Below are 26820 nucleotides of genomic sequence, written 5' to 3' on the forward strand. Positions count from 1 at the left end.
TGGAGCATCACGTCCGTGCGCGGGTACCCGCACCGCGCGCCTTTTCCCACCCGGACATCGCGCGGCGGCACCCGGAACCCGGGGCGCTACCCGGGCTCGCGCCGGCGCGCGGCGGCCCGGCGGACGGCGGTGGCCGTGATCGTCCCCGCGGCGGCGAGGACCCCGGTGGCGGCCACCGCGGCGGCCCGGCGCGCGTCGGCCGGCCGGGGATCCTGGCGTGGAGCGCCCAGCTTCTCCGGGCGGTCGGCGGGCGCCCGGCCGTCGAGCCCCAGGGCGAGGGCCTCGGCCAGGTGCATGGCGCGCCGGCCGGTGTCACCCTGCTCGATCTGGGTACGGCAGCTGAAGCCGTCGGCGACGATCAGCGCGGACGGGGCGGCCGCGCGCACGGCGGGCAGCAGGCCCTGCTCGGCGATCCTCATCGACAGTTCGTGGTGGCCGCGTTCGAACCCGAAGTTGCCGGCGAGACCGCAGCACCCCACGTCCAGCACATCGGCGGTGAGCCCGGCCCGGCGCATGAGTTCGCTGTCCGCGTCCATCCCCAGGACCGCGTGCTGGTGGCAGTGCGGCTGCACGGTGGCCAGCCGGGCGAGCTGCGGGGGCCGCCAGTGGGGGGCCCGGTTGAGCAGCACCTCGGACAGCGTCATGGTGAGTTCGGCCAGGCGCTGTACGTCGCGGTCGTCGGGCATCATCTCGGGGGCGTCGGCCCGGAACACGGCCGCGCAGGACGGCTCCAGCACCACGAGCGGGGTGCCGGCGTCGAGCCACGGGCGCAGGGCGCCCAGCGTCCGTCGCAGCACGCGCCGCGCGGTCTTCAGCTGGCCGGTGGACACGCAGGTCAGGCCGCAGCACAGTGGCTCGGTCGGCACGGCGACCCGGAACCCGGCGTCGCGCAGGACACGGACGGCGGCCTGGGCGACATGAGGGTGGAAGTGGTTGTCGAACGTGTCGGGCCACAGCACGACCGCGTCCGGATCCCCCGGCCGGGGCCGGGGGCCGCCCCGCTCCCGCCACGACTCGACGAACGACCGCTCGGCGAACAGCGGCGCCTCGCGCTCCGCCGCCACACCGGCCAGCCGCTTGCCGAGGCCGGACAGCACCGGCGCGCGCAGGAGCGCGTTGACGGCCCGCGGCTCCGCCCGGGACAGCAGGGCCCACAACGGCAGCCAGCCGAGGGAGTAGTGGGCGGCGGGCCGCAGCCGTCCCGCGTAGTGGTGCGCGAGGAACTCGGCCTTGTAGGTGGCCATGTCGACGCCGACCGGACAGTCGGACTTGCACCCCTTGCAGGCGAGACAGAGGTCGAGCGCGTCGCGCACCTCCGGTGAGCGCCAGCCGTCCTTGACCGCCGAGTCGGGATGGCCGCCCAGCATCTCGAACAGCAGACGGGCCCGGCCGCGGGTGGAGTGCTCCTCTTCGAGCGTGGCGCGGTAGGAGGGGCACATCACGCCCCCTGAGTGCCTGCGGCACTGCCCGATGCCGACGCACCGCATCACGGCCCGGCCGAAGCTGCCCTCGTCGTCGGGGTACTGGAAGTACGTGTCGGGGTGGGCCGGACGCCACCGCGCGCCCAGCCGCAGATCGGCGTCCACGGGCCGGGGCCGCACGACCTTGCCGGGGTTCATCCGGTCGTCCGGGTCGAAGAGCTCCTTGAACTCCCCGAACGCGCCCACCAGTCGCTCGCCGAACATCCGCGTCAGCAGTTCGCCGCGCGCCTGGCCGTCGCCGTGCTCGCCCGACAGCGACCCGCCGTGGGAGCCGACCAGGTCGGCGGCGCGCTCCAGGAAGCGCCGGAAGTCCGCGACGCCCTCCTCGGAGCGCAGGTCGAAGGGGATGCGGGTGTGGACGCAGCCCTGCCCGAAGTGCCCGTACAGGGACGACAGTCCGTACCCGAACTCGGTGAACAGGGCCTCCAGGTCCCGCAGATAGGCGCCCAGCCTCTCCGGCGCGACCGCGGAGTCCTCCCAGCCCTCCCAGGTCTCGCGGTCGTCCGGGGGGCGGGCGGTGACGCCGAGTCCCGCCTCGCGCGCCTTGAGCATCTCCTCCTCGCGGGCGGGGTCGTCACTGATGGCGACCGAGGCGTCGTCCGTGTCCCGGTCGATGGCGCGCAGCAACGCGCGGGCCTGGTCGTCGGCCTCGTCGACGGAGTCGGCGGCGAACTGGAGGAGCAGCCAGCTGTCGCCCTGCGGGAGGCGGTCGAGGGAGTCCAGGTACGCGTGCTCCTCCCGCATCAGCTGGGCCATCCGGCCGTCGATCGCCTCCAGCATGGCGGGGGAGCAGTGCTCCAGCAGCCGCGGGACGTCGTCGGCCGCGGTGAAGATGTCCGGGTAGCCGAGCACGAGGGTCGCCTCGGCGGCCGGCACCGGGACCAGGTCGAGTTCGGCGTGCAGCACGGCGACGAGCGTGCCCTCGCTGCCGGTCAGCGCGCGGGCCACGTCGAAGCCGTTCTCGGGCAGCAGCGAGTCCAGGTTGTAGCCCGAGACACGGCGGGGGATGTCCGGGAAGCCATGGCGGATGTCGGCCATGTACCGGTCGGCGATCTCCCGCATGCCCCGGTACAGCTCGGCCCGCCGGCCACCGGCGGCGAGGATCTCCTCGTACTCCTCGCGTGTGGTGGGCCCGGTCCAGCAGCGCACGCCGTCGTAGGTGAGGACCTCCAGCCGGCGCACGTTGTCCACGGTCTTGCCGTACGCCTGCGCTGAGGCGCCGCACGAGTTGTTGCCGATCATGCCCCCGAGCGCGCACTGGCCGTGCGTGGACGGCTTGGGGCCGAACTTCAGCCCGTAGGGCGACAGTTGGCGGTTGAGTTCGTCGAGCACGATCCCGGGTTCGACGACACATGTGCGGCGCTCGGCGTCGACCGAGAGCAGCCGATGGCAGTACTTGGTCCAGTCGACCACGACGGCGTGGTTGGTGCACTGACCGCCGAGCGAGGTCCCGCCGCCCCGGGAGAGCACGGGCAGGCCGTACTCGGCGCACACACCGATCGCCTCCGCCCCCGCCGCCACGGTGCGCGGCACCACGACACCGACGGGCACCTGACGGTAGTTGGAGCCGTCCGTCGCGTACGCGCCGCGGCTGCCGGCGTCGAAGCGCACCTCGCCGTCGACCCGGCGGCGCAGTGTGGCCTCGGCGGCACGCACCTGCTCGGGGGAGAGGTCCACAGGACGCCCGGCAGACGCCGGCTTCTTGCCGCTCTTACCAGCCATGCCGCCCGTGTTCCCGGGGACGTTGGTGACAAACGGCCGCATGGAGCGCACCCCCGCGGGTACTCGCGGGCTCCGGACGGCGCGCCGCGGACACGCCGACGGAGCGCCGGAGTGGTGACCGTGCGACGACGGCGGGTGACGGGCGATGGCCTCGAAGACCGACAGCAAGTCCGGGGCGGAGAAGACCGGCAGGAAGTCGGGGGCGAGGAGGACCGACGACAAGTCCGGGGGCAAGGCGGCCGGCGCCACCGAGAAGGACGTGGTGCGCGCACTGCTCGACCGGCAGGAGCGGACTTACACGGCCCAGGCCGGCATCCGGCTGCGCAACACGCCGGCGCCGCTCTACCAGACCCTGGTCCTGGCGGTTCTCCTCAGCGCCCGGATCAAGGCCGACATCGCGGTGGCCGCGGCGCGCGCCCTCTTCGACGCCGGGCTGCGCGACCCGCGGTCGATGGCGAAGGCGTCATGGCAGCAACGCGTCGACGCCCTCGGCAGGGGCGGGTACCGCCGGTACGACGAACGCACCGCCACGATGCTCGGCGAGGGAGCGGTGCTGGTGCTCGACCGCTGGGGCGGGGACCTGCGCCGGCTGCGCGAGGAACCCGATCCGAAGCAGGCCCTGCTCGACGTGCCCGGCATCGGGCCCACGGGCGCCGACATCTTCCTGCGCGATGTGCAGGGCGTCTGGCCGGAGTTCGCCCCGTACGTCGACCGCAAGGCCCGCGAGGGAGCACGCCGGCTCGGGCTGCCGGCCTCGCCCGAGAAGCTGAGCGGTCTGGTCAGCGGCCGCGACATGACGCGGCTGGCGGACGGCCTGGTCCACGCCGCGCTCGACAGGCCGCTCGCCGACGAGGTGCTGGCCGCCGCGAAGCCGGCCTGAGCGCGGCGAAGCCCCATGAACGCCCCAAAGAGCCCCGGCGGACACCTCACTGTCATGCTCCTCGGACTCCTGGCCCTCGGGGCCCTGACCCCCGGCCGTCTCCGGCTCCGGCCGCTCCCGCGGCATCCTGTCCGCCATCGCGTCCGGACGAGTCGGAGGAGGCCTCTCCCACTGCCGCCGCGAGGAGGGAGGTGCCGGCCGTGGACGGTCCCAGACTGACGGAGGCCGAGCGCCGGTCCCTGCTGGAGATCGAGACCCGGCTGCGACGGGAGTGCCGGACGCTCGACCAGGAGCTGAGCACCATGACTCCGGGCAGGCGGGCCCGGCTGAGCGACACCCTGGACCAGTTGCGCCGGCGCCTCGTGCTGGTACTCGGCCTGTCCTCCCTGATCCTGCTGATCGGCGCCCTGCGGACCGACTCGACGGCGCTGATCTGGGCCTTCGCGATCAGCTGGGCACTGACCCTGATCGCGGCGGCCCGCCTGCTGTTCAGGACCCGCGACGGTCCGCCCCGCCCGCCGGACGCTCGCGGCCCGCGATGATCCCGGGGTCCGGCCGGCCCGGTGGTGTGCGACGCAGAGCCAGAGTGGCGCGGCTCCTTCGGAAAGAGCAGGATGGATGAGCCGGACGAGGACATGAAAGGCGCACGTCGCGCCGGGACTCCGGAGGGGCCGATGAGCACGAACGGCGGCTCGACCACGGCCGACGGTGAGCGCATCCACGAGCTGGAGGAAGAGGTCGACCAGCTGAAGCAGGCCGTCAGCTCCCACGCGGTCGTGGACCAGGCGATCGGGATGATGGTGGCGCTCGGCCGCGTCACCCCGGACCAGGGATGGGCGGTGCTGAAGGACGTCTCCCAGCACACGAACATCAAGCTGCGCACCGTGGCGGAGATGATCCTCGTCTGGGGACGGCAGGGGGACATCTCCCCGGAGATCGGGGTCGCACTCGAAGAAGCCCTCGACCGCTACGGCCCCGCCCAGATCCCGGGCGCGCCGCTGACGGAGTAGCGCGCGAAGGGCCGGATCGGGCGGGCAGCCGGTGCGCTGCGGGCAGGGCGGTGAGGTGACGGCCCCGTGAGCTGACGGCCGGTGGGGTGCGGGCCGCGGCGCGGACGCGCGCTGCGGGGCGCGTCACGTCATGCGTACCGCGCGGGTTTACGCCGTACCTCCACCCACGGACTGACGACGCACAGACGCCTCGTCTGCCAGGCTGTCACCGCACCCTCGGCGCGGACCGGGCCGGGGGACGACGGGGGACGCATGGAGGGGGACCATGGCGCAGCGCATCCCGAGGTTCTCGTCGCAGGGCGTGCCGGACGCGGAGGTGGCGCACCATCCGTTCACCACACAGGACGGGCTGAGACTGAGCCTGACCCGGTACCGGCGCGGCGCGGGCGCCGATCCGGTCCTGCTCGTGCACGGGCTGACCTCGGGCAGTGACATCTTCGTCATGCCGGAGCACCGCAACCTCACGGGCTATCTGCTCGACCACGGCTTCACCGACGTCTGGGCGCTGGACTCCCGGATGAGCAACCGCTTCCCGTACAACACCGAGCCGGGCCGCCGTACGCTCGACGACCTGGCCCGGTTCGACTACCCGGCGGCTCTCGCCGAACTGCGCCGGCACACCGGTCAGCGGCCCGTGGGCGTCGTCGCACACTGTCTGGGCTCGGTCGCCTTCGCCATGAGCCTGTCCGCCGGCACCGTGGACGGCATCGCGGGCTTCGTGGCGAACAGCGTGGCGCTGACCCCACGGCTGACGGCGTGGCCGCGCTGGAAGCTGGAGTACGGGCCCGAACTGCTGGAGCACGCACTGGGGCTGTCCGTCCTGGACCCCCGCGCGCGGAGCGCACGCCCGCTCACGCCCGCCTGGGCGCTGTCCCGGCTGGTCTCGCTGGCCCACCAGGAGTGCGACAACCCCGCCTGCCACATGATCAGCTTCATGTGGGGCAGCGGCTGGCCCGCCCTCTACAGCCACGAGAACCTCCACCCGGTCACCCACGACCGCATCGCCGACCTGCTGGGCCCCAGCGGGCTCGGCTATCTGCGGCACGTACGGAAAATGGTCCGGGCCGGGCACGCCGTGAAGTACGACCCGAGCGACCCGCGCCACGCCGGACTGCCCGACGACTATCTGACGGACACCACCGGGATCGACACACCGATGCTCTTCCTGGCCGGGGGCCGCAACCATGTCTTCGGCGAGTCGAACGTGATCTGCCACCGCGAGCTGTCCCGGCACGCGCCCGGCCGCCACGAACTGGCCGTCCTGCCCGGCTACGGCCACCTCGACCCGATCATCGGCAAGGACGCCGACCGCGACGTCTTCCCCCTCGTCCTCGACTTCCTGCGACGCCGGGCGGCGGCATGACCGTGCCGACGACCTCCGGCCGCCCGGCCCACCGGACGGCCCCGGACACCAGGCCCCCGGCCCCGAGCGTCGGGCGCGCCGACGGGCGCACCGGAAGCGCGGGCCGGGAGACGCCGAGTGCCGGCCGTGAGACGCGGAACGTGGCCAGGGAGAGTGGGCCTGCTGGCCGGGAGGCGGGGAGTGGGGCCACGGAGCTGGAGGTGCTGGTGTGGTGACGCGGGGTGTGGCTGGGGAGAGGGGATGCGGGCCCGCCGAGACCGGGGACGCGGGCCGGGAGACGGGGCGCGGGGCGAGCGAGATGAGGGGTAAGGCCGGGACGACGGGGCGTCTCGGCCGGGAGGCGCGGGGGATGGCTGGGGAAACGGGGTGTCTGGCCACCGAGACCGGGGGTGCCCGTGGGGAGACGGGGCGTGCGGGCCGGGATACGGGGAGCGCTGGGCGTGCTGGCCTGGAGGCGGGCAGTGGGGCCACGGAGCTGGAGGTGCTGGTGTGGTGACGCGGGGTGTGGCTGGGGAGAGGGGATGCGGGCCCGCCGTGACCGGGGATGCGGGCCGGGAGACGGGACGTGGGGCGAGCGAGGTGAGGGGTAGGGCCGGGGAGGCGGAGCGTGCCGGCTGGGAGGCGCGCAGCGCGGCGAAAGAGGCTGGGGGTGCCGGCCGGGAGACGGGGCGCGGGGCCGCCGAGACCGGGGACGCGGGCCGGGAGACCGGGGGTGCTGGTCGGGAGATGCCGAGCGCGGGTCGGAACGCCGTGGGGGCCGAGCATGTCGACGTCGTGGTGGTCGGCTCCGGATTCGGCGGTTCCGTGGCGGCCTTCCGGTTGGCCGAGGCCGGGCTGTCGGTCGTCGTGCTGGAGCGGGGACGGGCCTATCCGCCGGGCGCTTTCGCCCGGACGCCCGCCGAGATCGGCCGCGCCTTCTGGGAACCGGGCGCGGGCCTGTACGGGCTCTTCGACGTCTGGTCCTTCCGCGGCTGTGACGCGCTGGTGGCCAGCGGCCTCGGCGGGGGTTCCCTCATCTTCGCCAACGTGCTGCTGCGCAAGGACGAGCGCTGGTTCGTGCAGGACCAGCCGCTGCCCGGCGGCGGCCACGAGTCCTGGCCGGTCGGCCGGGCCGATCTGGAGCCGCACTACGACGCCGTCGAACGGATGATGGGCGCCACGCCGTACCCGCTGCACCACCCCGGCTACGCGGACACCCCGAAGACCCGGGCGATGCGCGAGGCGGCGGCCGCGCTGCGGCTGGAGTTCCAACTCCCGCCGCTCGCCGTGAGTTTCGCTCCGGCCCAGGGTGCCGTGCCGCGGCCGGGCCTGCCCCTGAGCACCCCGGAGCACGACAATCTGCACGGCGCTCCCCGCCGTACCTGCCGGCTGTGCGGCGAGTGCAACATCGGCTGCAACGAGGGGGCGAAGAACAGCCTCGACCTCACCTATCTGTCGGCCGCCCGCGCCAAGGGGGCCGACCTGCGCACCGGGCACGACGTCCAGTCCGTCCGCCCCGGACCCCGCGGCGGCTACCAGGTGGACTACCTCCGGTACGCGACCGGCGAGCCCGGGCAGGAGCCCGGCGAGCCGGGGAGCCGGCCGCGGGCCGGGCGCCTCACCTGCGACCGGCTGGTCCTGGCCGCCGGCACCCTGGGCACGAGCCGGCTGCTCCTTCGCTCCCGCAACCGGCTACCCGGGCTCGGCCCGGCGCTCGGCACCCGCTTCTCCGGCAACGGCGACATACTGTCCTTCCTGCTCAGGGCCAAGGACGCGGACACGGGCCGGGCAAGGCCGCTGAACCCCAGCCAGGGGCCCGTGATCACCTGCGCCGTCCGGCTCCCTGACGAGGCCGACGGCATACCGGGGGGCGGGCGCGGCGCCTACATAGAGGACGGCGGCTACCCCCAGTTCGTCCAGTGGCTGGCGGAGGGCGCCCGGGGACCGCAGCAGCTCTCGCGCGCGGCCCGCTTCCTCGCCCGCCGGCTGGCCGGCCAGGTCGGCCTCGGCCCGGAACGCCACCTCGCCAAGGACCTCGCGGACCTGCTCGGCGACGGCCTGCTCACCAGCACCTCCCTCCCCGTTCTCGGCATGGGCCGGGACATCCCGGACGGCGAACTGCGGCTGCGCGGCGGCCGGCTCCAGGTGAACTGGAGGAGGGAGCACAGCGCGGACACCCTGCGGCGGATCCGCTCGACGATGCGGCAGATCGCGGACGCGCTCGGCGCCGGTTACGCCGACAACCCCCTGTGGCACCTCGGACGCACCGTCACCGTGCATCCGCTCGGCGGCGCCCCGATGGGCCCGCGGCCGGAGACAGGGGTCTGCGACGGGTTCGGCGAGGTGTACGGGCACCGGGGCCTTTACATCGCGGACGGCTCCGCGCTCCCCGGTCCGGTGGGCGCCAACCCCGCCCTGACCATCGCCGCGCTGTCCGACCGCATGTGCACCCGGATGCTGGAGAGCCGCACCGGCGGGGCAGCGACCGCCGCACCCCGGTCGGCCTGCGCCCGGCGGACCTCGCTGGTCTTCACCGAGACGATGCGCGGCCACTACGTCCCCGGGGCGGCCGACGCGAGGACCGCCGAGCGGTGCGGCGGACAGCGGGAGCCCTTCGCCTTCCGGCTCACCATCACGGCCGACGACCTGGACGCCTTCCTGGACGACCCCGAGCACGAGGCCCGCGTGGACGGCTGGCTGGAGTCCGCCGCGTGCGGCGGCCGGCGGCCGGTCCTGCACGGCCGGTTCCACCTCTTCGCACCACCCGCGGACGGCAGCGCCGAGGAACGGTCCGACGCGACGGGGAGCGGGGAGGTCCGCCGCGTGCTGCGCTACCGCCTGAGCTTCACCGACCCGCAAGAACGCCCCCGTACCTTCCTCGGAGTCAAGCAGCTCACCCAGGGCACCCCGCTCCGTCTGTGGCCGGAGACCACCGCGATGACCTTCCACCTCCTCGCGGGCCATCCCACCGCCGGCCCACCGGGCGCCGACCCGGAGATCCTCGGCACCGGCCGCCTCCAGCTGCGCCTGCGCGACCTCGCCCACCAGCTCACCACATTCCGCACCACCGGCCCCTCCGGCCCCGCCGCGCTGGCCCGCTTCGGCGAGTTCTTCCTGGGCCGGTTGTGGGAGAACTACGGACCCGGCAACGCGTCCTGACGCGCCCCGCCGCCGGACGCAGGCCGCCCTTGCCGAACGAATCCACTGCCGCCGGCGTCGCAATACCGTGAAGACACAGACGCGTGACCGGTGCGTGTGGCTGGCGGCGGCTGCCGCCCTGGTCGTGGTGGCGGGGTGCTCGGCAGTGGGATGGACGGGCGGGTCGGGCGCGAGGACCGTCACGAGGAACGAGGCCGTCACGGGGCCCGTCACCGTGAGCGGCGGCGGGCGCACACTCACGGTGCGGATGGAGTGGGGCGGGTGTGACGAGCCGCCGCTCCTTGGGCTGTCCGAGTCCGCCGACACAGTCGTCCTGAGGATACGGGTCATCACCCGGGCGGGGCGGAACGTCGTCTGCCCGGCCGTCGCCCGCATCGGCCCCGTCCGCGCCACCCTGCGCACGGCGCTGGGGTCGAGGACCGTGAGCGACGCGACCACCGGCCGCCGGCTGGCGGTCCACCGGGAACAGCTACTCCCAGAAAGGACGGTTCACGAATAATTCGGTGACCGATGTATCCTGGGTGCATGGCCACCGATATGAATCCACGCGCCTCGAGGCGGCGCTGGCCCGACCTGCTCACCGTGGAGCGGCCCCGCCCGGAGGTGATCCGGACCCGGCCGAACGGCTGGTGGCTGGCGGTGGGCGCGGTCTGCTTCGGCGCGTTCATGGGCCAACTGGACGCCAGCATCGTGACGCTGACCTACGGCAGCCTGCGCACCGGGTTCCACACGTCGCTGGCGGCGGTGGAGTGGGTGTCGCTGGCCTATCTGCTGACCCTGGTGGCCCTCCTGGTGCCGGCCGGCCGCCTGGCCGACGCGCACGGCCGCAAACTGCTGTACCTGTACGGGTTCGCCGTCTTCACCCTGGCCTCCGCGGCCTGCGGTTTCGCCCCCTGCCTGCTCGCCCTCGTCGCGTTCCGGGCGGTCCAGGCGGCCGGCGCGGCCATGATGCAGGCCAACAGCGTGGCACTGGTCACGACCAGCGCGCCGCGCGAGCGGATGCGCAGCGCGCTGGGCGTCCAGGCCGCCGCCCAGGCGCTCGGCCTGGCGCTGGGACCGACGGTGGGCGGTGCGCTGGTGTCCACGCTGGGATGGCGGTGGGTGTTCTGGGTGAACGTTCCCGTCGGCGTCGTCGCCCTCGTCGGTGGCCACTATCTGCTGCCCCGCACACGGGCACGCACCCATGTCGCGCGCTTCGACTGGTGGGGGCTCGTCCTGTTGGCCTCGGCGACCACCAGTGCCCTGATGGGCGTGTCCGCGGCGTCCGGGCTGCCGGTGCCCGGCTGGGGTGTGGCCGCACTGTTCGTGGTGGCGGCCGCCACCGGCTGGGGTTTCCTGCGCCGCCAGCGGGGCACGAGCGCGCCCCTGCTCGACCTGGCCCTGCTGCGGGTGCGGGCGGTGGCGTTCGGCCTGGTGGGGGCGCTGAGCGGCTACCTCGTGCTGTTCGGTCCGCTGGTGCTGGTGCCCGTGGTGCTCACCGCGCGGGGCGCCTCCGAACTGACCGCCGGGCTGGTGCTGACGGCCCTGCCCGCCGGGTTCGCGCTGGCGGCGACCGGCGGCGACCGGCTGCTGCCGCGCGGCCTCGCGGACCGCGGGCGCTGTCTGGCCGGGGCCGTGGTGTTCACCGCCGCGTCGGGCGCGCTGCTGGCCGTCCCGCTCACCGCGGCCTGGCTGGTGCCCGTGCTCGCGCTGACCGGCCTGGGCCTGGGCACGTTCACCCCGGCCAACAACGCCATGATCATGGGCGCGATACCGGCCCGCTCCTCCGGCACGGGCGGCGGCCTCGTGAACATGACCCGCGGTCTGGGCACGGCGCTCGGTGTCGCCCTGGTGACCCTCGCCCTGCACCTGGCCGGCAGCGAGGGGGCGCAGACGGGAGCCCGCTGGGCGGCCGTCGTGCTGGTAGCGGCCTCGGGCGTCGCCGTCGCGTCGGCGTGGCTGAGCCCCCGTACGACCGCGAAGGTGTGACCGAGCCGTGGCCGCTGGACCGCAGGCGCGCGGGGGCCGCCGGCCGTCGTGTCCGCGTCGCCGCGCCGGGTCCACGCCCGTGGATCCCCGTACCGAGGCGTTCGCACCCCCGGCCGGTCCGCTGGGGCAGGAACCGCAGGCCCGCCGGCTCACCGAGGCCGTCACCCGGCTGCGGCGTGCGCTGCGCTCCTCGATCCGCACCGACTACCCGTGGGAGACCCTGCCCATGGCGCAGGTGGAGCTGCTCCAGGTGCTCGGCGAGCACTCGCCCACCCGGATCAGCGACCTCGCCGCCCGCCGCCGCCTCGCCCAGAGCACGGTCAGCGGACTGATCGGGCAGATGATCACCGCCGGGCTGGTCACCCGCGACGTCGACGCCGCCGACCGCCGGGCCTCCCTCGTCGCCCTCACCGGCGCCGGCCGCGAGAAGCTCGCCGCCTGGACCACCGCCCACGAACGCCGCATCGACGCCGCACTCGCCACCCTCGACGACAGCGCCCGCGCCGCCGTCGCACACGCCCTGCCCGCCCTGTTCCGACTCGCCGAGCGGCTGGGGGAGCCGGCCGACGGCATGACGTGGAACTGACGGCGACGCGGGAGAGAGGCCGACCCTCCCAGCCGAATGCGGCGAGCCGCCCGTCCGGCGCGGTGCGCTGCCGGAGGGGCGGCTCTCGGGAGGGGCCCGGGGCGCGCCGGTGCGGCGGCCCGGGCACGGGCGGATTCAGGCCTGGGCGCGGTCCGGTGGCGGTTCGGGCAGGGTCGGGAGCCGCTTGTCGTAGAGCCAGGCGCGCAGCAGGGGTTCGATCTGCGCGGGCCGGGACCGTCCGGCGTGGGCGATGAAGGCGGCGGTTTCGGCGCTCTTGCCGCGGTACGCGTCGTGCCAGCCGCGCAGCATCGAGAAGAACCGCTCGTCGCCCAGCGTCAGCCGCACCGCGTGCAGTGCGCACGCGCCCCGGTTGTAGACGCGGTCGTCGAAGATGCGGTGCGGCCCCGGATCGGCTGTCCGCAGGTTCTGCGCGCGGTTCGCCAGCGTGTGCCACGCCTCGCGGGCGATGGAGTCCGCGGAGTCCTCGCCGATGTGCTCCGACCACAGCCACTCGCCGTAGGTGGCGAAGCCCTCGTTGAGCCAGATGTCACGCCAGTCCCGCAGGCTCACGCTGTTGCCGAACCACTGGTGGACGAGTTCGTGGGCGACGAGGGTCTCGCAGGTCCGCCGGCCGTCGACGTGGTTGCGCCCGAACACGGACACCGTCTGGTTCTCCACCGGCTGGTCCAGGTCGGCGTCCACGACGACCGCGCCGTACGTCTCGAACGGGTACGGCCCGAACCAGCTGGTGAACGCGCCGAGCATGGCGGGCTGGCGGCCCAGGTCGTGCCGGGCCCGCTCCGCCAGCCGTGCCGGGAAGGCGTTGCGTCCGGCGATCCGGCGGCCGGTCGCGGCGTCCCGCGCCTCCCAGGTGTCGTAGCCGAAGCGGCCCGTGTACAGCGAGGCGAGATAGGGCGCCATGGGGCCCGTGTGGTGGTAGGTCCAGCACGCGGTCGGCCCCGACTCGCTCCGCTCCAGCAGCGTCCCGTTGGCGAGCACCTGGTGGCCGCGCGGCACGGTCACCCGGAAGGTGAACTCGGCCTTGTCGTCCGGGCGGTCGTTGCACGGGAACCACGACGGCGCGCCGAGCGGCTGCGAGGCGACCAGCGTCCCGTCGTGCGGGTCGCCGGTGCGGTCCCAGCCGATCTGCCCGAACGGCGTGCGCAGCGGTCCCGGCCGGCCGCCGTAAGCGATCTCCACGCTGAAGGGGGTGCCGGCGCGGATCGGCCGCGGGGCGGGCAGGATCACCTTGTTCCGCTTCCTGCCGGGGCGTACGGCGGTCCCGTCGAGCCGCGCGTCGTGCACGGACAGCCGGGCGAGGTCGAGTTCGACCCGCGGCAGCGTCCGCTCCGCCACCGCGCGGATGAACGCCCGCCCGTCGAGCGTGCCGGCGGCCGGGTCGTACGCGAGGTGCAGGTCGTACGCGAGGGTGCGGTGGCCGTCGGTGCCGTGGCTCGCGAAATAGCGCTCGGCCCGGTCCGGCAGCCGGTCGGCGGCCGCCGCCGCGAGCGGGGCGAGCGCCGCGCCGCGCAGCAGCGCCCGCCTGCTGCACCAGCTCATGCCGCCTCCCCGCCGGCGAGTGGAGCGGCGGCGGGGCGCGGGCCGGCGCCGGCGATGGGGTTGCCCGCCCAGCGGGTGCCGTCCGGCACGCTCTCCCCGCGCATCACGAGCGAGGCGGCCGCGATGGACGCTCCGGCGCCGATCGTGGTGCCGGGCAGGGCGATGCTGTGCGGGCCCAGGGAGGCGCCGGCCGCCAGCTCCACGGTGTCCATCCGCATGATCCGGTCGTGGAAGAGGTGGGTCTGCAGCACACATCCCCGGTTGACGCTGACCCCGTCGCCGAGACTGACCAGGTCGGTCTCCGGCAGCCAGTACGTGTCGCACCAGACACCGCGACCGATGCGCGCGCCGAGGCTGCGCAGCCACCAGTTCAGTGCCGGGGTCCCCAGGTGCGCCCCCGCCCCCCACGGCACGGCCAGCACCTCCACGAACGTGTCGAACAGCTCGTTGCGCCACACGAACGGCGACCACAAGGGGCGCTCGCCGGACCGGAACCGGCCCACCAGCAGCCACTTCGCCGCGGTCGTGGTGAGGCACGCCGCCAGGCCCGCGGCCAGCAGCAGCGGGACGGCGGCGAGCGCGGCCAGGGGCAGCCCGCCGAGGTCGAGGAACTCCTGCTCGCTCAGCAGCAGTCCCTCCGCCAGCAGCGTGCCGAGGATCACGGGCAGCAGGCGGCACAGTTCGACGGCCGCGCGGGCCGCGATCAGGCGCCGGGGCGGGGCGAAGGTGCGCGCCGGGTCGCCGCTCTGCGGCAGCCGGGGCAACGGCATCGCGGGCCGGCCGATCCAGGACATGCCGGGCTCGCTGTGCGCCGGCGCGTCGGACAGGACGCCGACGAGCGCGTGGTCGGCGACCTCGCGGCCCGGTCCGACGATGCCGGAGTTTCCGACGAACGCCCGCCTGCCGACGCGTACCTCCCCCAACTTCATCCATCCGCCGCGCAGTTCGTAGGGTGCGACGAGTGTGTCGTCGGCGAGGAACGCCCCGTCGTCCACCCGGAGCAGGGAAGGCAGCGGCAGTACGGTCGAGATCTCGGTGCCGCGGCCGACCCGGGCGCCGAGCAGCCGCAGCCAGGACGGTGTCGCGAGGCTCGCGTACAGCGGGAAGTAGCCGCCCCGGGCCCCGTCGAGGATCCGCGTCACGAGCCAGGCACGCCAGGCCACGCCGCCGTCCGCGCGGTGCATGCCGGGCCTGATCGAGCGGTTCAGCAGGCGCACGGTCAGCGCGGTGAGCAGCAGCCCGCACACCGTCGTCATGACGGCGAACAGCGGTGCCGCGGCCAGCAGATGCCCCGCCGCCCCGGACAGCGTCGGCGTGGAGCGGACCAGCAGCCAGGTGAGGAACAGCGCGGGTGCCGCCGCCAGCAGCGACGTCAGGGGCAGTACGGTCAGGGACAGCGCGTAGGCCAGGTGCCAACGGCGTCGGCGGTCCGCCGGCGGCGCCGGCCAGCCGGCACCCGCGAGCCGCTCGGCGGGCTCGGCGGGCCGCGCCGGTGAGCCGGTCCACACCATGCCGTCCGGGATCCGGTCGCCCAGGCAGCTGCCCGGGGTGAGTTCCGCGCCACGTCCGACGACGGCACCCGGCAGGAGCGTGCTGCGGTGGCCGACCCGTGCCCCCGCCCCGACCGAGATCCGGCCGACGTGCAGTGTGTCACCGTCGAGCCACCAGCCCGCGATGTCCGCCTCGGGCTCGACGCTGCACCCGTCGCCCAGCTCGGCGAGGCCCGTCACCGGGGGCATGGTGTGCAGCCGTACGTCGCGCCCGGTGCGGCAGCCGAGGATGCGGGCGTACACGACGGCCCACGGGGTGCCCAGCAGGGACGGCACGCCGAACGCGGCGACCGCCCGCTCCGCGGTCCACAGCCGCAGATGCGCGCCGCCCCCGCGCGGATGGGCGCCCGGGGTGATCGGGCCGGCCAGCGTCCGGGCGAGGACCGCGCCGATCAGGCAGCGCACCGGCGCGCTGAACAGCACCACCCAGCCCGCCAGGACCAGCCACCACGAGGTGTGCGGAGCCCACTTGTGCGGCGCGATCCAACCGAGCACGTTGTCCGCCGCCGCCAGCCCGACCAGTCCGCGCAGGCCCGTGATCCCGTACCCGGCCATCTGCACGAGGAACTGCACGACAGCGGTCCGCCGGGGGATCGGCCGGACCGCGCGCACCTCCTGCGTGGTGCCGGCGAGGGAGTCGAGGTGCTCGGCCATGCGGTGCAGCACCGAGTGCCGGTAGAGGTCGGCCACGGACAGGCCCGGATAGTCCTCGCGCAGGAGCGAGGCCATGCGGGCGGCGGTCAGACTGGTGCCGCCGAGCGCGACGAAGTCGCTGTCCGGGCCGGGCCGCAGGCCCAGCAACTGCTCCCAGACGTCCGCCAGCCGGGCCGCGGTCCCGGTCAGCCGCTGCCCCGCGGCACCGGCCTCGCCCTCGCCGCCCTCGCCGCCGGCCAGCGGCACCGGCCAGGGCAGCGCCTTGCGGTCGACCTTGCCGGAGGCGCGCGTCGGCAGGGTCGTCACCTCGGCCAGCAGCGGGACCAGCGCCGCGGGCAGCCGCTCGGCCAGCAGCGCCCGGGCCTTTGCGGCCTCGAACGCGGACCGCCCGCCGGCACCCGGCTCCGGTACGACGTACCCGACCAGGACGGAGGCGCCGACCGCCGTCGGCTGCACGGCCGCCGCGGCGCCGCGCACCCCCGGCAGCGCCAGCAGGGCCGCGTCGATCTCGCCGAGTTCCACGCGCCGCCCGCCGAGCTTGACCTGGTCGTCGACGCGGCCCAGGAACACCAGTCCCTCGGCGTCGGCGCGTACGAGGTCGCCCGAGCGGTAGGCGCGCGGGGAGTCCAGCGCGGGGCACGGCCGGTAGCGGTCCGCGTCCTTGGCGGGGTCGAGATATCGGGCGGTTCCGGCCCCGGCGATGACCAGTTCCCCCTCCTCGCCGTACGCGACCGGGTTCCCGGCCTCGTCGACCACGGCCAGTTCCCAGCCCGCCAGCGGCAGTCCGATGCGTACCGGGCGGCCGCGCTCCAGCGGGGCGGCGCAGGCCACGACGGTGGTCTCCGTGGGGCCGTAGGTGTTCCACATCTCCCGTTCGGGCCCGGCGAACCGCTCGACCAGGCCGGGCGGGCACGCCTCCCCGCCCAGGATCAGCAACCGCACCCGGCGCAGCGCCTGTTCGGGCCACATGGCCAGCAGGGTCGGGACGGTGGAGACGACGGTGATGCGGTGCTCGTCGAGCCAGGGCCCGAGTTCATGACCGGCCCGGACCAGTGCGCGCTCGGCCGGCACCAGGCAGGCGCCCGAGCGCCAGGCCAGCCACATCTCCTCGCAGGAGGCGTCGAAGGCAACGGACAGCCCCGCGAGGACCCGGTCGCCGGGGCCGAGCGGCCGCTCGCGCAGGAACAGCCGTGCCTCGGCGTCGACGAAGGCGGCCGCGGAGCGGTGGGTGACGGCGACGCCCTTGGGCGCGCCGGTCGAGCCGGAGGTGAAGATGATCCAGGCGTCGTCCTCCGGGAGGGGGGCGCGGTGGCCCCCCGCCGCCCCCGACGGTACGGCGAGGTCCGCGGGCTGCGGATGGGGTCCGAGAACGAGACACACCCCGGCCTCGTGGAAGACGGTGGCGGCACGCTCCTCGGGGTCGTCCGCGTCGACCGGCACGTAGGCCGCTCCGCACTGCAGGACGGCCAGGATCGACAGATACAGCTCGGCGGTGCCCGACGGGATCCGGATGCCGACCCGGTCACCGGGGCCGATGCCCCGGCCGGTGAGCCGCTGGGCGCGGCGCACGACCTCGGCCGACAGTTCGCGGTAGGTCAGTATCTCGGAGCCGGTGTCCAGCGCCGCGGCTTCCGGACAGCGGGTCGCGGTGGTGTGCAGAACGTCGATGAGGGTACGCGGCGCCGAGGCCGCCGCGGAGCGGAAGACCGCCTGATTCTCGGACGCGGTGAGGGGTGGGTGTGACGCATCGAATGCGGGCGAAGACAAAGTGGTGCCTCTGGTGTGCGGTGCCAACGGATGCGAAGTCCATTACGGCTTGTCAGAGGCGTTTGCCGGGCGAGGCGTTCACCAACTCATTGCAATTAATACACGGCCGGACCATGGGCGGAAATTGATGAACTCCAAACCGTGCCCCGGACATTCGAATCGGCGTACGCATTTTGTTTTCGATTAAGGGAAGAAAGTGGCGTGAGAACGGTTTGATTTCCGTGCGGCCGTCGTGTGATGATCGCATGGTCGGCGCGTCGACCGTGCGCCGGCCGCGAGCGTAGGAGTGACCGATGACTGTGGGAACCGAGCGGGCCGTGCTGGCGGGCGGTTGTTTCTGGGGCATGCAGGATCTGATCCGCAGGCAGCCGGGCGTGGTCTCCACGCGGGTCGGCTACAGCGGTGGGGACACGCCGAACGCGACGTACCGCGACCACGGCGACCATGCCGAGGCCGTCGAGATCCTCTTCGACCCCGCTGTCACGAGCTACCGCGACATCCTGGAGTTCTTCTTCCAGATCCACGATCCGACCACGAAGGACCGCCAGGGCAACGACATCGGGCGCAGCTACCGGTCCGCCGTCTTCTACGGCGACGAGGAGCAGCGCCGCGTCGCCCTGGACACGATCGCGGACGTCGAGGCGAGCGGGCTGTGGCCGGGCAAGGTGGTCACGGAGGTGGAGCCCGTGGGCGACTTCTGGGAGGCCGAGCCCGAGCACCAGGACTACCTGGAGCGCTACCCCGACGGCTACACCTGCCACTTCCCGCGGCCGAACTGGAAGCTCCCGCGGCGCGGCTGAGTCCTCGCGGAAGCCGCCCTGTGACGGCTTCCGCTCTCCTCGCGGGATCGTCCGCATGCTGCGGGACGACATGCAGGCGGTCTTCGACGGGGCGGGGTGCACGGGTGCCCTGCTCGTCCAATCGCCGGGCGGCGACCATGAGTTCGGGTTGCGCGCCGACGAACCCGTGATCCCGGCCCGGTCGGCGTCTTCCTGTTCGAGGACGACGTCGTCCTGTCCTGGCGCGACAGGGTCGTCCTGATGCTGACCATCAGCGACAGCCCGAGCGCCGACGCGCTGACGCGCCGGCTCGGCCTCCACGCCGTGACGCGACGGCGGTGCGGCCCGGGCTGACCGGCACGGTCGTGCGGTCGGACCTGACGGCCATGCTGGACTCCAGCGGTGAGGACCTCGGCCGCGCGGGCCCGCGGGAGCTGATCGCGTGGTCGGCCGGCGCGTCGGCGCAGGAGTCGGCGCGGGCCGACGCGCGCCTGCCGGGCGCACGCGCTCTCACGCCGGGGAGCGGGACCATGGCCACGTCGCGGGACACGGTCACCCTGCTCCGGCTGATCCGGACCGACCGGGCCGGGCCGGCCGCCGCGTGGGCGCGCCTGCTGGCCGTCATGGCCCGGCGGCTCACCAGGCACCGGATCGCCGAGCGCCGTCCGCGCGCCCGTGCGCGTCGCGGCCAAGAGCGCGGGCTTCTCGCGGTCGTGCCCAACGAGGTCGGTGTCGTCTCCCGCCCGGACTGCCCCGCGTACGCCGTCGCCGTCTTCTCCAGGTCCTGGCCCGGCTCGGACGACCACGCGCTCAGCGCGGCCATCAAAACCGCGACCGGCCGCGCCCTCGGCGCGCGGGAGTCCGGCGGCACCTGACCCGCGCGCCGCCGCGCTCCGGGGGCGGCGGCCCGCGGCGCGTCAGCCGTCGGCCTTGAGGACCACCGTGTCGTCGGGTCCTACGACACGGCCGTCGGCGGCGTGCACCGCCAGGGGACTCAGCGGGCGTTCGTGCGCGCGGTCCACGAGTCGGGAGTGCGGCTCGCCGGGGCCGAAGGCGTGGGCCTCGCCCCACTGGCGCAGGGCCACGATCACGGGGAACAGGCCGCGGCCCTTGGCGGTCAGGACGTACTCCTGGTACGCGCTGCCGTCGGACGCCGGCACCTGGTCCAGGACGCCGCCCGCGACCAGAGCGCGCAGCCGGGCGGCGAGGATGTTCTTCGCGACGCCGAGACCGCGCTGGAACTCGCCGAACCGCCTGCTGCCGTCGAAGGCGTCGCGCACGATCAGCAGGGACCACCAGTCGCCCACGGCGTCGACCGAGCGGGCCACGGGGCACGTGCTGTCGTCGAAGCTGGTCCGTCTCACCATGTCCGCCGCCCTCCGGGACCCCGGCCTTTGTGGTTGCAACATGATACCAGTCAGTCGTAAGATCGTCCGGTAGCAACTTGAAACCACTTAGGGAGGGGTGCGTATGGCCGTCTGCTGCCGCAGGACGGGCGGCGCGGGCGAGGGCGCCGCAACCGAAGCCCGGACCCGCGCCCGCGGAGGGGCGCCCTCCCACGGGACGGTGCTGCTGTTCGCCCTCGCGAGCGGCTCCGCGGTGGCGAACGTCTACTTCGCCCAGCCGCTTCTGGCCACCCTCGGCCGGACGTTCGCCATGGGCGACGGCGCGGTCGGCGCAGTGGTGACGGCCACTCAGGTCGGGTACGGCGCCGGCCTGTTCCTTCTCGTTCCGCTCGGCGACAGGCTCGACCGGCGCAGACTCGTCGTGGGGCAGTCCGCGCTGCTCGCGCTCGCCCTGGTGGCGCTGGGTACGGCGGACCGGACCCCCGTCCTGCTCGGCTCCGCCGCGGCCGTGGGCTTCCTGGCCGTCGTCACCCAGATCCTCGTCGCCTACGCCGCCGCCCTGACCCGCGCCGAGGCACGCGGGCGCGTGGTGGGCCAGGTCACCAGCGGGATCGTGTTCGGCATCCTCCTGGCCCGCACCGTCTCGGGCGCGCTGTCGGACCTCGCGGGCTGGCGCGCCGTCTACCTCGGCTCCGCGGCGGTGACCCTCCTCCTGGCCGCGGCCCTGCGCCGGGCCCTGCCCGAGGACCGCGCGCCCCGCGACCCTCTGCCCTACGGGCGGTTGCTGTGCTCCACCGTCACGCTCTTCCGGCGCGACCGGGTCCTGCGGGCCCGGGCCGTGTTCGCGCTGCTCGTCTTCGCCGCCTTCAGCACCCTGTGGAGCTGCGTGGCCCTGCCGCTCAGTGGCCCGCCGTACGCCCTGTCGCACACCGCGATCGGCGCGTTCGGCCTGGTCGGAGCGGCGGGTGCGCTCGCGGCCGCGCCGGCCGGGCGGCTCCACGACCGCGGTCACGCCCGCCCCACCACGGGCATCGCTCTCGCCCTGCTCGCCGTGTCCTGGATCCCGCTCGCGCTGACCGGCCGGTCCCTGTGGGCGCTCGCGGCGGGCGCGATCCTGCTGGACCTCGCCGTCCAGGCCGTGCACGTGACCAATCAGAGCGTCATCTACACCCGTCGGCCCGAGGCCGGCAGCCGGGTCATCGGCGGCTACATGATGTTCTACTCGGCGGGCAGCGCCCTCGGCGCCCTGGCGTCCACGAGTCTGTACGCGGCGGCCGGCTGGGGCGCGGTCTGTCTGCTGGGAGGCTCGTTCAGTCTTTTCGCGCTCACCCTGTGGGCATGCGGCCGGAGTTGAGGCTGCGCGAGACCCCGTCGGTCGGACGGGCAGGCCCAGGCGGGCGGCGACGCCGTCCAGCAGGCAGTCGAGGCCGAATGCGAAGCGTGCGCTGTCGTCGTCGCGGGGCGGGACGTCGCGGACGTGGCGCCGGTAGCGGGGGTGGTCCCCGGCGTCGAGACGGGGAAGGACAGGCGGCCTTGGTTCGTGCCGGGACTCGGGCATCGGTTGGCGGGTCTTTCGGCCGATGGGTCGGGGGGGGCGAGGTGGCGGTGGGGGCTGGTGCCCGGGCAGGCGACGTTCGCCGCGTCGCGACGCCCGGCACGCTCCCCCGCTGCGCGGGAGGTGCCCCCACTCGCCGCACCGGCCGAAAGCCCACGTACGCCCAGTACGAGGACTTCCGGCCGGCACGCCGACAGCACGCACCGGACGCCGCTCCTCGACGGGCAAACGTTGCCTGCCGGGGCACTAGCCGTGTGGTGCGGGGGTGAGCAGGATCGTGTTGGAGACGGCTCCGGTCGCGGTGTTCAGGGCTGTGGTGTCCGGTGCCGTGTCGGGGCCCGGGTGGCGGACCTGGGCGCCGGCGGCGCGGCCGGCCATGAGGAACGGGGAGAGGACGAAGGGCACGCGGGCGGCGGCACGGGCACCGTGCCGGCTGCGGAAGGGCATCCAGACGGTGTCGGGCACGACCCGGCGCTGGAGGACGAGCGTGTGCTCGCGCGAGGCGTCCGCCAGCAGTTCCCGCCACTGCCGGTCCGTGAACCGGTGCCCGTCGACGAAGCCCGTGCCGCCGCGCCCGGACGACGGTTTGGCGACGAGCCCGGCCCGGTCGCGCACGGCCCGCGCGAGGAGACGGCGACGCCGGCCGGGGCACTGGCCGGGGCCCAGCCAGGCCGTCCAGGGCACGTGCCCCAGGATCAGGGCGCGGTCCGCGGGGCCGTACAGGTCCAGATCCTCGTGCATCCACGCCAGCACCCGCTTGGCGCTGAGCAGGCACGACGCCTCGGGGACGAACAGCCGTACGCCGCCGGCCAGCAGCGCCTCGCGGAGCACGGCGAGTGACCCGCTGTCCGTCACCACACGACTGGCGAACTGATTGAAGACCACGTCGACGCGGTCGCCGCCCACCCACAACCCGCCGGTGCCGCCCCGTACTTCGGACAGGTCCGCGACGGACACGTCCAGTCCGGCGGCCCTCGCGGCCTCGGCGGCCGGCCGCAGGTACGCGCGCAGCGCGCGGGCGCTGCCCAGCTTCGCCGCGATGCCCGACGACGCCGGCCAGGTGGGTACGAGGACGCGGCCCGGGCCGGCGCCGGCCGTCGGCGCGGCGACCCGGGCCAGGGCGTTCGCCCGTGCGCGCAAGGTGGACGGGGGCTCGGCGAGGACGCCGTCGGGCCAGCGGCGGGCGAACGCCGCCCCCCGCTCCTCCAGCCCGGGAACGCCGTAGATGTTGGGGCCGATGTTCAGCTCGACGAACCAGGGCCGGCCGCCCGCCAGCAGCGCGTCGGGACGGGCCATGCGCAGCAGCGCGGCGGCGGACAGGGGCTGCGCCGGATCCAGCAGCCGCAGATCGCCCTCCTCGCCCAGCGCCCGGTGCAGTTCACCGGCGGTTCCGGCCCGGCGCCGGCAGGCGAGCAGCGCACAGCGCAGCACGCCCGCCGCGAGCGAGCCGAAGCGGCGGTAGCCGGCCTCGGACAGCACCAGCGGGCGCATCGCCTCCCAGTCGCCCGGCCGTGTCTCCAGGGCCCACCAGTCCGCTTCGGCGCCGCGGCGCAGGAACTCGGCGCGAAAGTGACCGGGCAGCTGCTGCCACAGGTCCCGCAGGACCGGGGAATCGGCGCCGGACTCCACGTGGCTCTCCCTCGGAAACGACCGGCACGGCTGCCGCTCGCCGCGCGGCCCCGCCTCGATGTCCATGGTGCGGGCCCTGCCCGCAACACGCACGTCCTTCGCGTGACCGCTCGGCCGGCGGGAATCCCCGGACCGGTGCCCGACCCCCTACCCCCGCTCCTTGGGTCCCGCTCCTTGACCACCGCTCCGGCCTCCGCGATGCTGAGTTGCGGCACACGAGATGCGTGCCGTAATAGGCAACATGCCTTCGGTGAGTCGAGGAGTGGCCATGTCCCAGCAGGTGCGTGCTGTCGTCGCGCGGAGCAAGGGCGCCCCCGTCAGCCTGGAAACGATCGTCGTGCCCGACCCCGGTCCGGGCGAGGCGCTGGTCAGGGTCGAGGCCTGCGGGGTGTGCCACACCGATCTGCACTATCGCGAGGGCGGGATCAGTGACGACTTCCCGTTCCTGCTCGGGCACGAGGCGGCGGGCGTGGTGGAGTCGGTGGGGGAGGGCGTCACCGACGTGGCGCCCGGTGACTTCGTGATCCTCAACTGGCGTGCCGTGTGCGGTCAGTGCCGCGCCTGTCTGCGCGGGCGGCCCTGGTACTGCTTCGCCACGCACAACGCCGAGCAGAGGATGACGCTGACCGACGGCACGGAGCTGTCGCCGGCGCTCGGGATCGGCGCCTTCGCGGAGAAGACGCTGGTGGCGGCCGGGCAGTGCACCAAGGTCGACCGGACCGCCTCGGCGGCCGCCGCGGGGCTGCTGGGCTGCGGTGTCATGGCGGGGCTGGGGGCGGCGATCAACACCGGTGGCGTCGGTCGCGGTGACACGGTCGCCGTGATCGGCTGCGGCGGTGTGGGGGCCGCGGCGATCGCCGGGTCGAACCTGGCCGGTGCGGCGAAGATCATCGCGGTGGACATCGACGACCGGAAGCTCGCCACGGCGGCGGCGCTCGGCGCGACCCACACCGTCAACTCCAAGGACGCGGACGCGGTCGACGCGGTGCGCGAGCTGACCGGCGGCTTCGGCGCCGATGTCGTGATCGACGCGGTGGGCCGTCCGGAGACGTACCGGCAGGCCTTCTACGCCCGTGACCTCGCCGGCACCGTCGTCCTCGTCGGGGTGCCGACGCCGGAGATGAAACTGGAACTGCCGCTGCTGGACGTGTTCGGGCGCGGCGGGGCGCTGAAGTCGTCGTGGTACGGCGACTGCCTGCCCTCCCGTGACTTCCCGATGCTCATCGACCTCTACCTCCAGGGCCGCCTCGACCTGGACGCCTTCGTCACGGAGACCATCGCGCTGGACGACGTGGAGAAGGCCTTCGAGCGGATGCGCCACGGCGACGTCCTGCGCTCCGTGGTGGTCCTCTGATGCCGGGCGTCCGCATCGAGCGCCTCGTCACCTCGGGGACGTTCGTACTGGACGGCGGCACCTGGGACGTCGACAATAACGTGTGGATCGTGGGCGACGGAACGGAGGCGATCGTCATCGACGCCGCCCATGACGCCGAGGCGATCCTGCGGGCCCTCGGCGGCCGCGCCCTGCGGGCGATCGTGTGCACCCACGCGCACAACGACCACATCGACGCCGCGCCCGAACTCGCCGCCCGCACCGGAGCCCCCGTCCTGCTGCACGCCGACGACCTGGAGCTGTGGAAACAGACCCATCCCGACCGGGCGCCCGACGCCGAGCTGACCGACGGGCAGCCCCTCGTGGTCGCGGGCGCCGAGCTGACCGTGCTGCACACCCCGGGACACGCCCCCGGAGCCGTGTGCCTGTACGCGCCGCGGCTGTCCGCGCTCTTCAGCGGCGACACGCTCTTCGCCGGTGGACCGGGCGCGACGGGACGGTCGTACAGCGACTTCCCGGCCATCATCCGCTCGATCCGCGAGCGCCTCCTCGTCCTGCCGGACGACACCGTCGTGCACACCGGTCACGGCGGGACCACCACCATCGGCGCGGAGGCCCCGCATCTTCAGGAGTGGATCGACCGCGGCTTCTGACCGCCGGCCGGTGAGCGGCCCTGCCCCTGGTGCCGAAGCCTGCGCGCACGGCACCGGCGGCAGGGCCGTCGGCGCGCTCCGGCAGACGCCTGCTTCCTCTTCTGACCTGCGCTTTCACGGTCGCTTCGGCGTGCCCGGAACACCGCCGCCGAAGCCCGCCCAACCCGGCCTTCCGACGCCTTGACAACGCTTCAGGGCCGCCAGCAGACTGACGTTGCGCTCATCGCAATCCGTTTCGCTATACGCACCGAGGTGTCATGATGATTCCCGCGTGCCGTCTCGCGGATCTGCCGCGAGGCGAGGCCCACCGGCTCGACATCGACCCGCCCGTGTCGGTGTTCCACACCGACGACGGCGAGCTGTTCGCCATCGACGACACCTGCACCCACCAGGACGCCTCGCTCGCCGACGGCTGGCTGGAGGGCTGCGAGGTGGAGTGCCCCCTGCACGCCTCGAAGTTCGACCTGCGCACCGGCGCCGTGGACGCGCCCCCGGCCAAGCTGCCGGTCCGCACCCACGAGGTCGTCGTCGAGGACGGCGTGATCCACGTCCGGCTCTCCACGGAGGCACCCAACCTGCCGCCGTGCCTCGCCGCCCGCCTGGCCGGAGGCCCCGCGTGAGGACCGTGGCCGTCGTGGGCGCCTCGCTGGCCGGTCTGTCGGCCGCGCGCTCCCTGCGCAAGCGGGGCTACGACGGCCGTCTCGTCCTCGTCGGCGAAGAACCGCACCGCCCCTACGACAGGCCGCCGCTGTCCAAGGAGTTCCTGGCCGGCACCCTCGACGAGGCCGACCTGGCGCTGGAGCGGGACGACGAGGACCTCCGGGCGGAGTGGGTGCTCGGCACCCGCGCCACCGGACTCGACCGCACCGAGCGTGCGGTCCGGCTCGCCGACGGCCGGGAGATCCGCGCCGACGGCGTGGTCATCGCCACCGGCGCCGCCGCCCGCACCCTGCCCGGCACCGAGGGCCTCGCCGGCGTCCACGTGCTGCGCACCCTGGACGACGCCCGCGCCCTGCGGGACGAACTCGCCCTCGGCGGAAGGCTGGTGGTGATCGGAGGGGGCTTCGTCGGCGCGGAGGTCGCCGCCACGGCGCACGCCCTCGGCCTTGACGTCACCGTGGTCGAGGCGGCGCCCACACCGCTGGCCGGACCGCTCGGCCCGGCCATGGGCGGCATCGTCTCCGCCCTCCACACGGATCACGGCGTACGGCTGCTGTGCGGTGTCGGGGTGAAGGGACTCGGCGGGGAGCGGCGCGTCGACGGCGTGCTGCTCGAGGACGGCCGTTCCGTCCCCGCCGACACCGTCGTCGTCGGCGTGGGCGCGCGGCCCTGCGTCGACTGGCTCGAAGGGTCCGGCGTCGCGCTCGGCAACGGCGTGACGTGCGGCGCCGACGGCCGCACGAGCCTGGCCGGGGTGGTCGCCGTGGGCGACTGCGCCAACTGGTACGACCCGCACACCGCGACCCACCGCAGGGTCGAGCACTGGACCGGCGCGCTGGAGCGGCCGGACACCGCCGTCGCCACGCTGCTCGCGGGCGGTGCCACCGAGCCGGGCGTGCCCCGGCCCGCGTACTTCTGGTCGGACCAGTACGGCGTGAAGATCCAGTTCGTCGGCCACGCCGCAGGGGCCGACGACGTGTCGGTCGAGGAGGGCTCGACCGACGACCGCAGCTTCCTCGCCGTCTACCGGCGGGCGGGCCGGCCGGTCGCCGTCCTCGGGATGAACCAGCCGCGGCTGTTCACCCGCTGGCGCAAACAGCTCACCTCCGCGGCGACCGCGGCCTGACGTGGCCACGGACCGGCGTACCGATGCCCCTGCCGCCCCAACGTCTCCCGAGGAGTGCAC

General features: G+C 74.4%; 19 protein-coding genes. 14 read left to right on the forward strand and 5 right to left on the reverse strand.

The annotated features are described in order from the left end of the window. Positions 1-86: 86 nt before the first annotated feature. The gene (locus tag ACZ60X_RS08695; RefSeq protein ID WP_469595092.1) at positions 87-3203 is read right to left on the reverse strand and encodes an FAD-binding and (Fe-S)-binding domain-containing protein; all 3117 of its coding nucleotides are present in this window, start codon (positions 3201-3203) and stop codon (positions 87-89) included. A 145-nt stretch (positions 3204-3348) separates the two neighbouring features. Here ACZ60X_RS08695 and ACZ60X_RS08700 point away from each other — a divergent pair, with 145 nt between their 5' ends. From ACZ60X_RS08700 to ACZ60X_RS08730, 7 genes are all read left to right on the forward strand, one after another. Next, positions 3349-4083, forward strand: a complete 735-nt coding sequence (locus ACZ60X_RS08700) for an HhH-GDP family DNA glycosylase (RefSeq protein ID WP_469595095.1) — start codon at positions 3349-3351, stop codon at positions 4081-4083. 200 nt (positions 4084-4283) lie between these two features. Beyond that, on the forward strand, positions 4284-4625 hold the full coding sequence (locus tag ACZ60X_RS08705; protein ID WP_469595098.1) for a DUF3040 domain-containing protein: 342 nt from the start codon (positions 4284-4286) through the stop codon (positions 4623-4625). A 132-nt stretch (positions 4626-4757) separates the two neighbouring features. Further along, entirely contained in the window at positions 4758-5093 is a 336-nt protein-coding gene (locus ACZ60X_RS08710; RefSeq protein ID WP_469595100.1) for an ANTAR domain-containing protein, read from the forward strand. A 265-nt stretch (positions 5094-5358) separates the two neighbouring features. Continuing rightward, positions 5359-6456 carry an alpha/beta fold hydrolase gene (locus ACZ60X_RS08715; protein ID WP_469595104.1) on the forward strand — a complete coding sequence of 366 codons (1098 nt, stop codon included), beginning with the start codon at positions 5359-5361 and terminating at the stop codon, positions 6454-6456. A 726-nt stretch (positions 6457-7182) separates the two neighbouring features. After that, complete coding sequence (locus tag ACZ60X_RS08720; protein ID WP_469595106.1) at positions 7183-9594, forward strand: GMC oxidoreductase; 2412 nt, start codon at positions 7183-7185, stop codon at positions 9592-9594. 525 nt (positions 9595-10119) lie between these two features. Continuing rightward, positions 10120-11562 carry an MFS transporter gene (locus ACZ60X_RS08725; protein ID WP_469595108.1) on the forward strand — a complete coding sequence of 481 codons (1443 nt, stop codon included), beginning with the start codon at positions 10120-10122 and terminating at the stop codon, positions 11560-11562. Between the two features lie 79 nt (positions 11563-11641). Further along, the gene (locus tag ACZ60X_RS08730; RefSeq protein WP_469595109.1) at positions 11642-12148 is read left to right on the forward strand and encodes a MarR family winged helix-turn-helix transcriptional regulator; all 507 of its coding nucleotides are present in this window, start codon (positions 11642-11644) and stop codon (positions 12146-12148) included. Between the two features lie 135 nt (positions 12149-12283). Here the strand turns inward: ACZ60X_RS08730 and ACZ60X_RS08735 are convergent, their stop codons facing one another. Beyond that, on the reverse strand, positions 12284-13708 hold the full coding sequence (locus ACZ60X_RS08735) for a M1 family metallopeptidase (protein WP_469595111.1): 1425 nt from the start codon (positions 13706-13708) through the stop codon (positions 12284-12286). Beyond that, positions 13705-17679 carry a Pls/PosA family non-ribosomal peptide synthetase gene (locus ACZ60X_RS08740; protein WP_469595114.1) on the reverse strand — a complete coding sequence of 1325 codons (3975 nt, stop codon included), beginning with the start codon at positions 17677-17679 and terminating at the stop codon, positions 13705-13707. The genes ACZ60X_RS08735 and ACZ60X_RS08740 overlap by 4 nt, the downstream gene beginning before the upstream one ends. 293 nt (positions 17680-17972) lie before the next feature. Here ACZ60X_RS08740 and msrA point away from each other — a divergent pair, with 293 nt between their 5' ends. Continuing rightward, positions 17973-18479 (forward strand): peptide-methionine (S)-S-oxide reductase MsrA, encoded by a 507-nt coding sequence (gene msrA, locus ACZ60X_RS08745; RefSeq protein ID WP_469595116.1) that lies wholly within the window; start codon positions 17973-17975, stop codon positions 18477-18479. Positions 18480-18796: 317 nt separating this feature from the next. Next, complete coding sequence (locus ACZ60X_RS08750; RefSeq protein ID WP_469595119.1) at positions 18797-19333, forward strand: serine hydrolase; 537 nt, start codon at positions 18797-18799, stop codon at positions 19331-19333. Between the two features lie 42 nt (positions 19334-19375). On the opposite strand, the gene ACZ60X_RS08755 is transcribed toward ACZ60X_RS08750, so the two are convergent. After that, the gene (locus ACZ60X_RS08755) at positions 19376-19825 is read right to left on the reverse strand and encodes a winged helix-turn-helix transcriptional regulator (RefSeq protein ID WP_469595121.1); all 450 of its coding nucleotides are present in this window, start codon (positions 19823-19825) and stop codon (positions 19376-19378) included. Positions 19826-19928: 103 nt separating this feature from the next. Between ACZ60X_RS08755 and ACZ60X_RS08760 the strand changes: the two genes are divergently transcribed. Then, positions 19929-21158, forward strand: coding sequence for an MFS transporter (locus ACZ60X_RS08760; RefSeq protein ID WP_469595123.1), 1230 nt, complete (start codon positions 19929-19931; stop codon positions 21156-21158). 447 nt (positions 21159-21605) lie between these two features. Here the strand turns inward: ACZ60X_RS08760 and ACZ60X_RS08765 are convergent, their stop codons facing one another. Next, on the reverse strand, positions 21606-22988 hold the full coding sequence (locus tag ACZ60X_RS08765; RefSeq protein ID WP_469595125.1) for a hypothetical protein: 1383 nt from the start codon (positions 22986-22988) through the stop codon (positions 21606-21608). Positions 22989-23256: 268 nt separating this feature from the next. Between ACZ60X_RS08765 and ACZ60X_RS08770 the strand changes: the two genes are divergently transcribed. From ACZ60X_RS08770 to ACZ60X_RS08785, 4 genes are all read left to right on the forward strand, one after another. Further along, the gene (locus ACZ60X_RS08770) at positions 23257-24342 is read left to right on the forward strand and encodes an S-(hydroxymethyl)mycothiol dehydrogenase (RefSeq protein WP_469595127.1); all 1086 of its coding nucleotides are present in this window, start codon (positions 23257-23259) and stop codon (positions 24340-24342) included. Beyond that, positions 24342-24974, forward strand: coding sequence for an MBL fold metallo-hydrolase (locus ACZ60X_RS08775; RefSeq protein WP_469595129.1), 633 nt, complete (start codon positions 24342-24344; stop codon positions 24972-24974). Before ACZ60X_RS08770 ends, ACZ60X_RS08775 begins: the two co-directional genes overlap by 1 nt. Positions 24975-25231: 257 nt before the next feature. Beyond that, positions 25232-25594, forward strand: a complete 363-nt coding sequence (locus ACZ60X_RS08780) for a bifunctional 3-phenylpropionate/cinnamic acid dioxygenase ferredoxin subunit (protein WP_469595133.1) — start codon at positions 25232-25234, stop codon at positions 25592-25594. Then, positions 25591-26760, forward strand: a complete 1170-nt coding sequence (locus ACZ60X_RS08785) for an NAD(P)/FAD-dependent oxidoreductase (RefSeq protein WP_469595136.1) — start codon at positions 25591-25593, stop codon at positions 26758-26760. Before ACZ60X_RS08780 ends, ACZ60X_RS08785 begins: the two co-directional genes overlap by 4 nt. The last annotated feature ends 60 nt before the right edge of the window (positions 26761-26820 follow it).

The sequence above is a fragment of the Streptomyces sp. NPDC104106 genome, from assembly GCF_055584345.1.

Excerpts from the sequence above, each read along its gene's own strand:
- ACZ60X_RS08695 (WP_469595092.1), bottom strand. The coding sequence starts at position 3,203 with ATGGCTGGTAAGAGCGGCAAGAAGCCGGCGTCTGCCGGGCGTCCTGTG.
- ACZ60X_RS08760 (WP_469595123.1), top strand. The coding sequence starts at position 19,929 with ATGGCCGTCTGCTGCCGCAGGACGGGCGGCGCGGGCGAGGGCGCCGCA.
- ACZ60X_RS08775 (WP_469595129.1), top strand. The coding sequence starts at position 24,342 with ATGCCGGGCGTCCGCATCGAGCGCCTCGTCACCTCGGGGACGTTCGTA.
- ACZ60X_RS08700 (WP_469595095.1), top strand. The coding sequence starts at position 3,349 with ATGGCCTCGAAGACCGACAGCAAGTCCGGGGCGGAGAAGACCGGCAGG.
- ACZ60X_RS08755 (WP_469595121.1), bottom strand. The coding sequence starts at position 19,825 with ATGGTGAGACGGACCAGCTTCGACGACAGCACGTGCCCCGTGGCCCGC.
- ACZ60X_RS08710 (WP_469595100.1), top strand. The coding sequence starts at position 4,758 with ATGAGCACGAACGGCGGCTCGACCACGGCCGACGGTGAGCGCATCCAC.
- ACZ60X_RS08725 (WP_469595108.1), top strand. The coding sequence starts at position 10,120 with ATGGCCACCGATATGAATCCACGCGCCTCGAGGCGGCGCTGGCCCGAC.
- ACZ60X_RS08735 (WP_469595111.1), bottom strand. The coding sequence starts at position 13,708 with ATGAGCTGGTGCAGCAGGCGGGCGCTGCTGCGCGGCGCGGCGCTCGCC.
- ACZ60X_RS08780 (WP_469595133.1), top strand. The coding sequence starts at position 25,232 with ATGATGATTCCCGCGTGCCGTCTCGCGGATCTGCCGCGAGGCGAGGCC.
- ACZ60X_RS08770 (WP_469595127.1), top strand. The coding sequence starts at position 23,257 with ATGTCCCAGCAGGTGCGTGCTGTCGTCGCGCGGAGCAAGGGCGCCCCC.
- ACZ60X_RS08720 (WP_469595106.1), top strand. The coding sequence starts at position 7,183 with ATGCCGAGCGCGGGTCGGAACGCCGTGGGGGCCGAGCATGTCGACGTC.
- msrA (WP_469595116.1), top strand. The coding sequence starts at position 17,973 with ATGACTGTGGGAACCGAGCGGGCCGTGCTGGCGGGCGGTTGTTTCTGG.
- ACZ60X_RS08715 (WP_469595104.1), top strand. The coding sequence starts at position 5,359 with ATGGCGCAGCGCATCCCGAGGTTCTCGTCGCAGGGCGTGCCGGACGCG.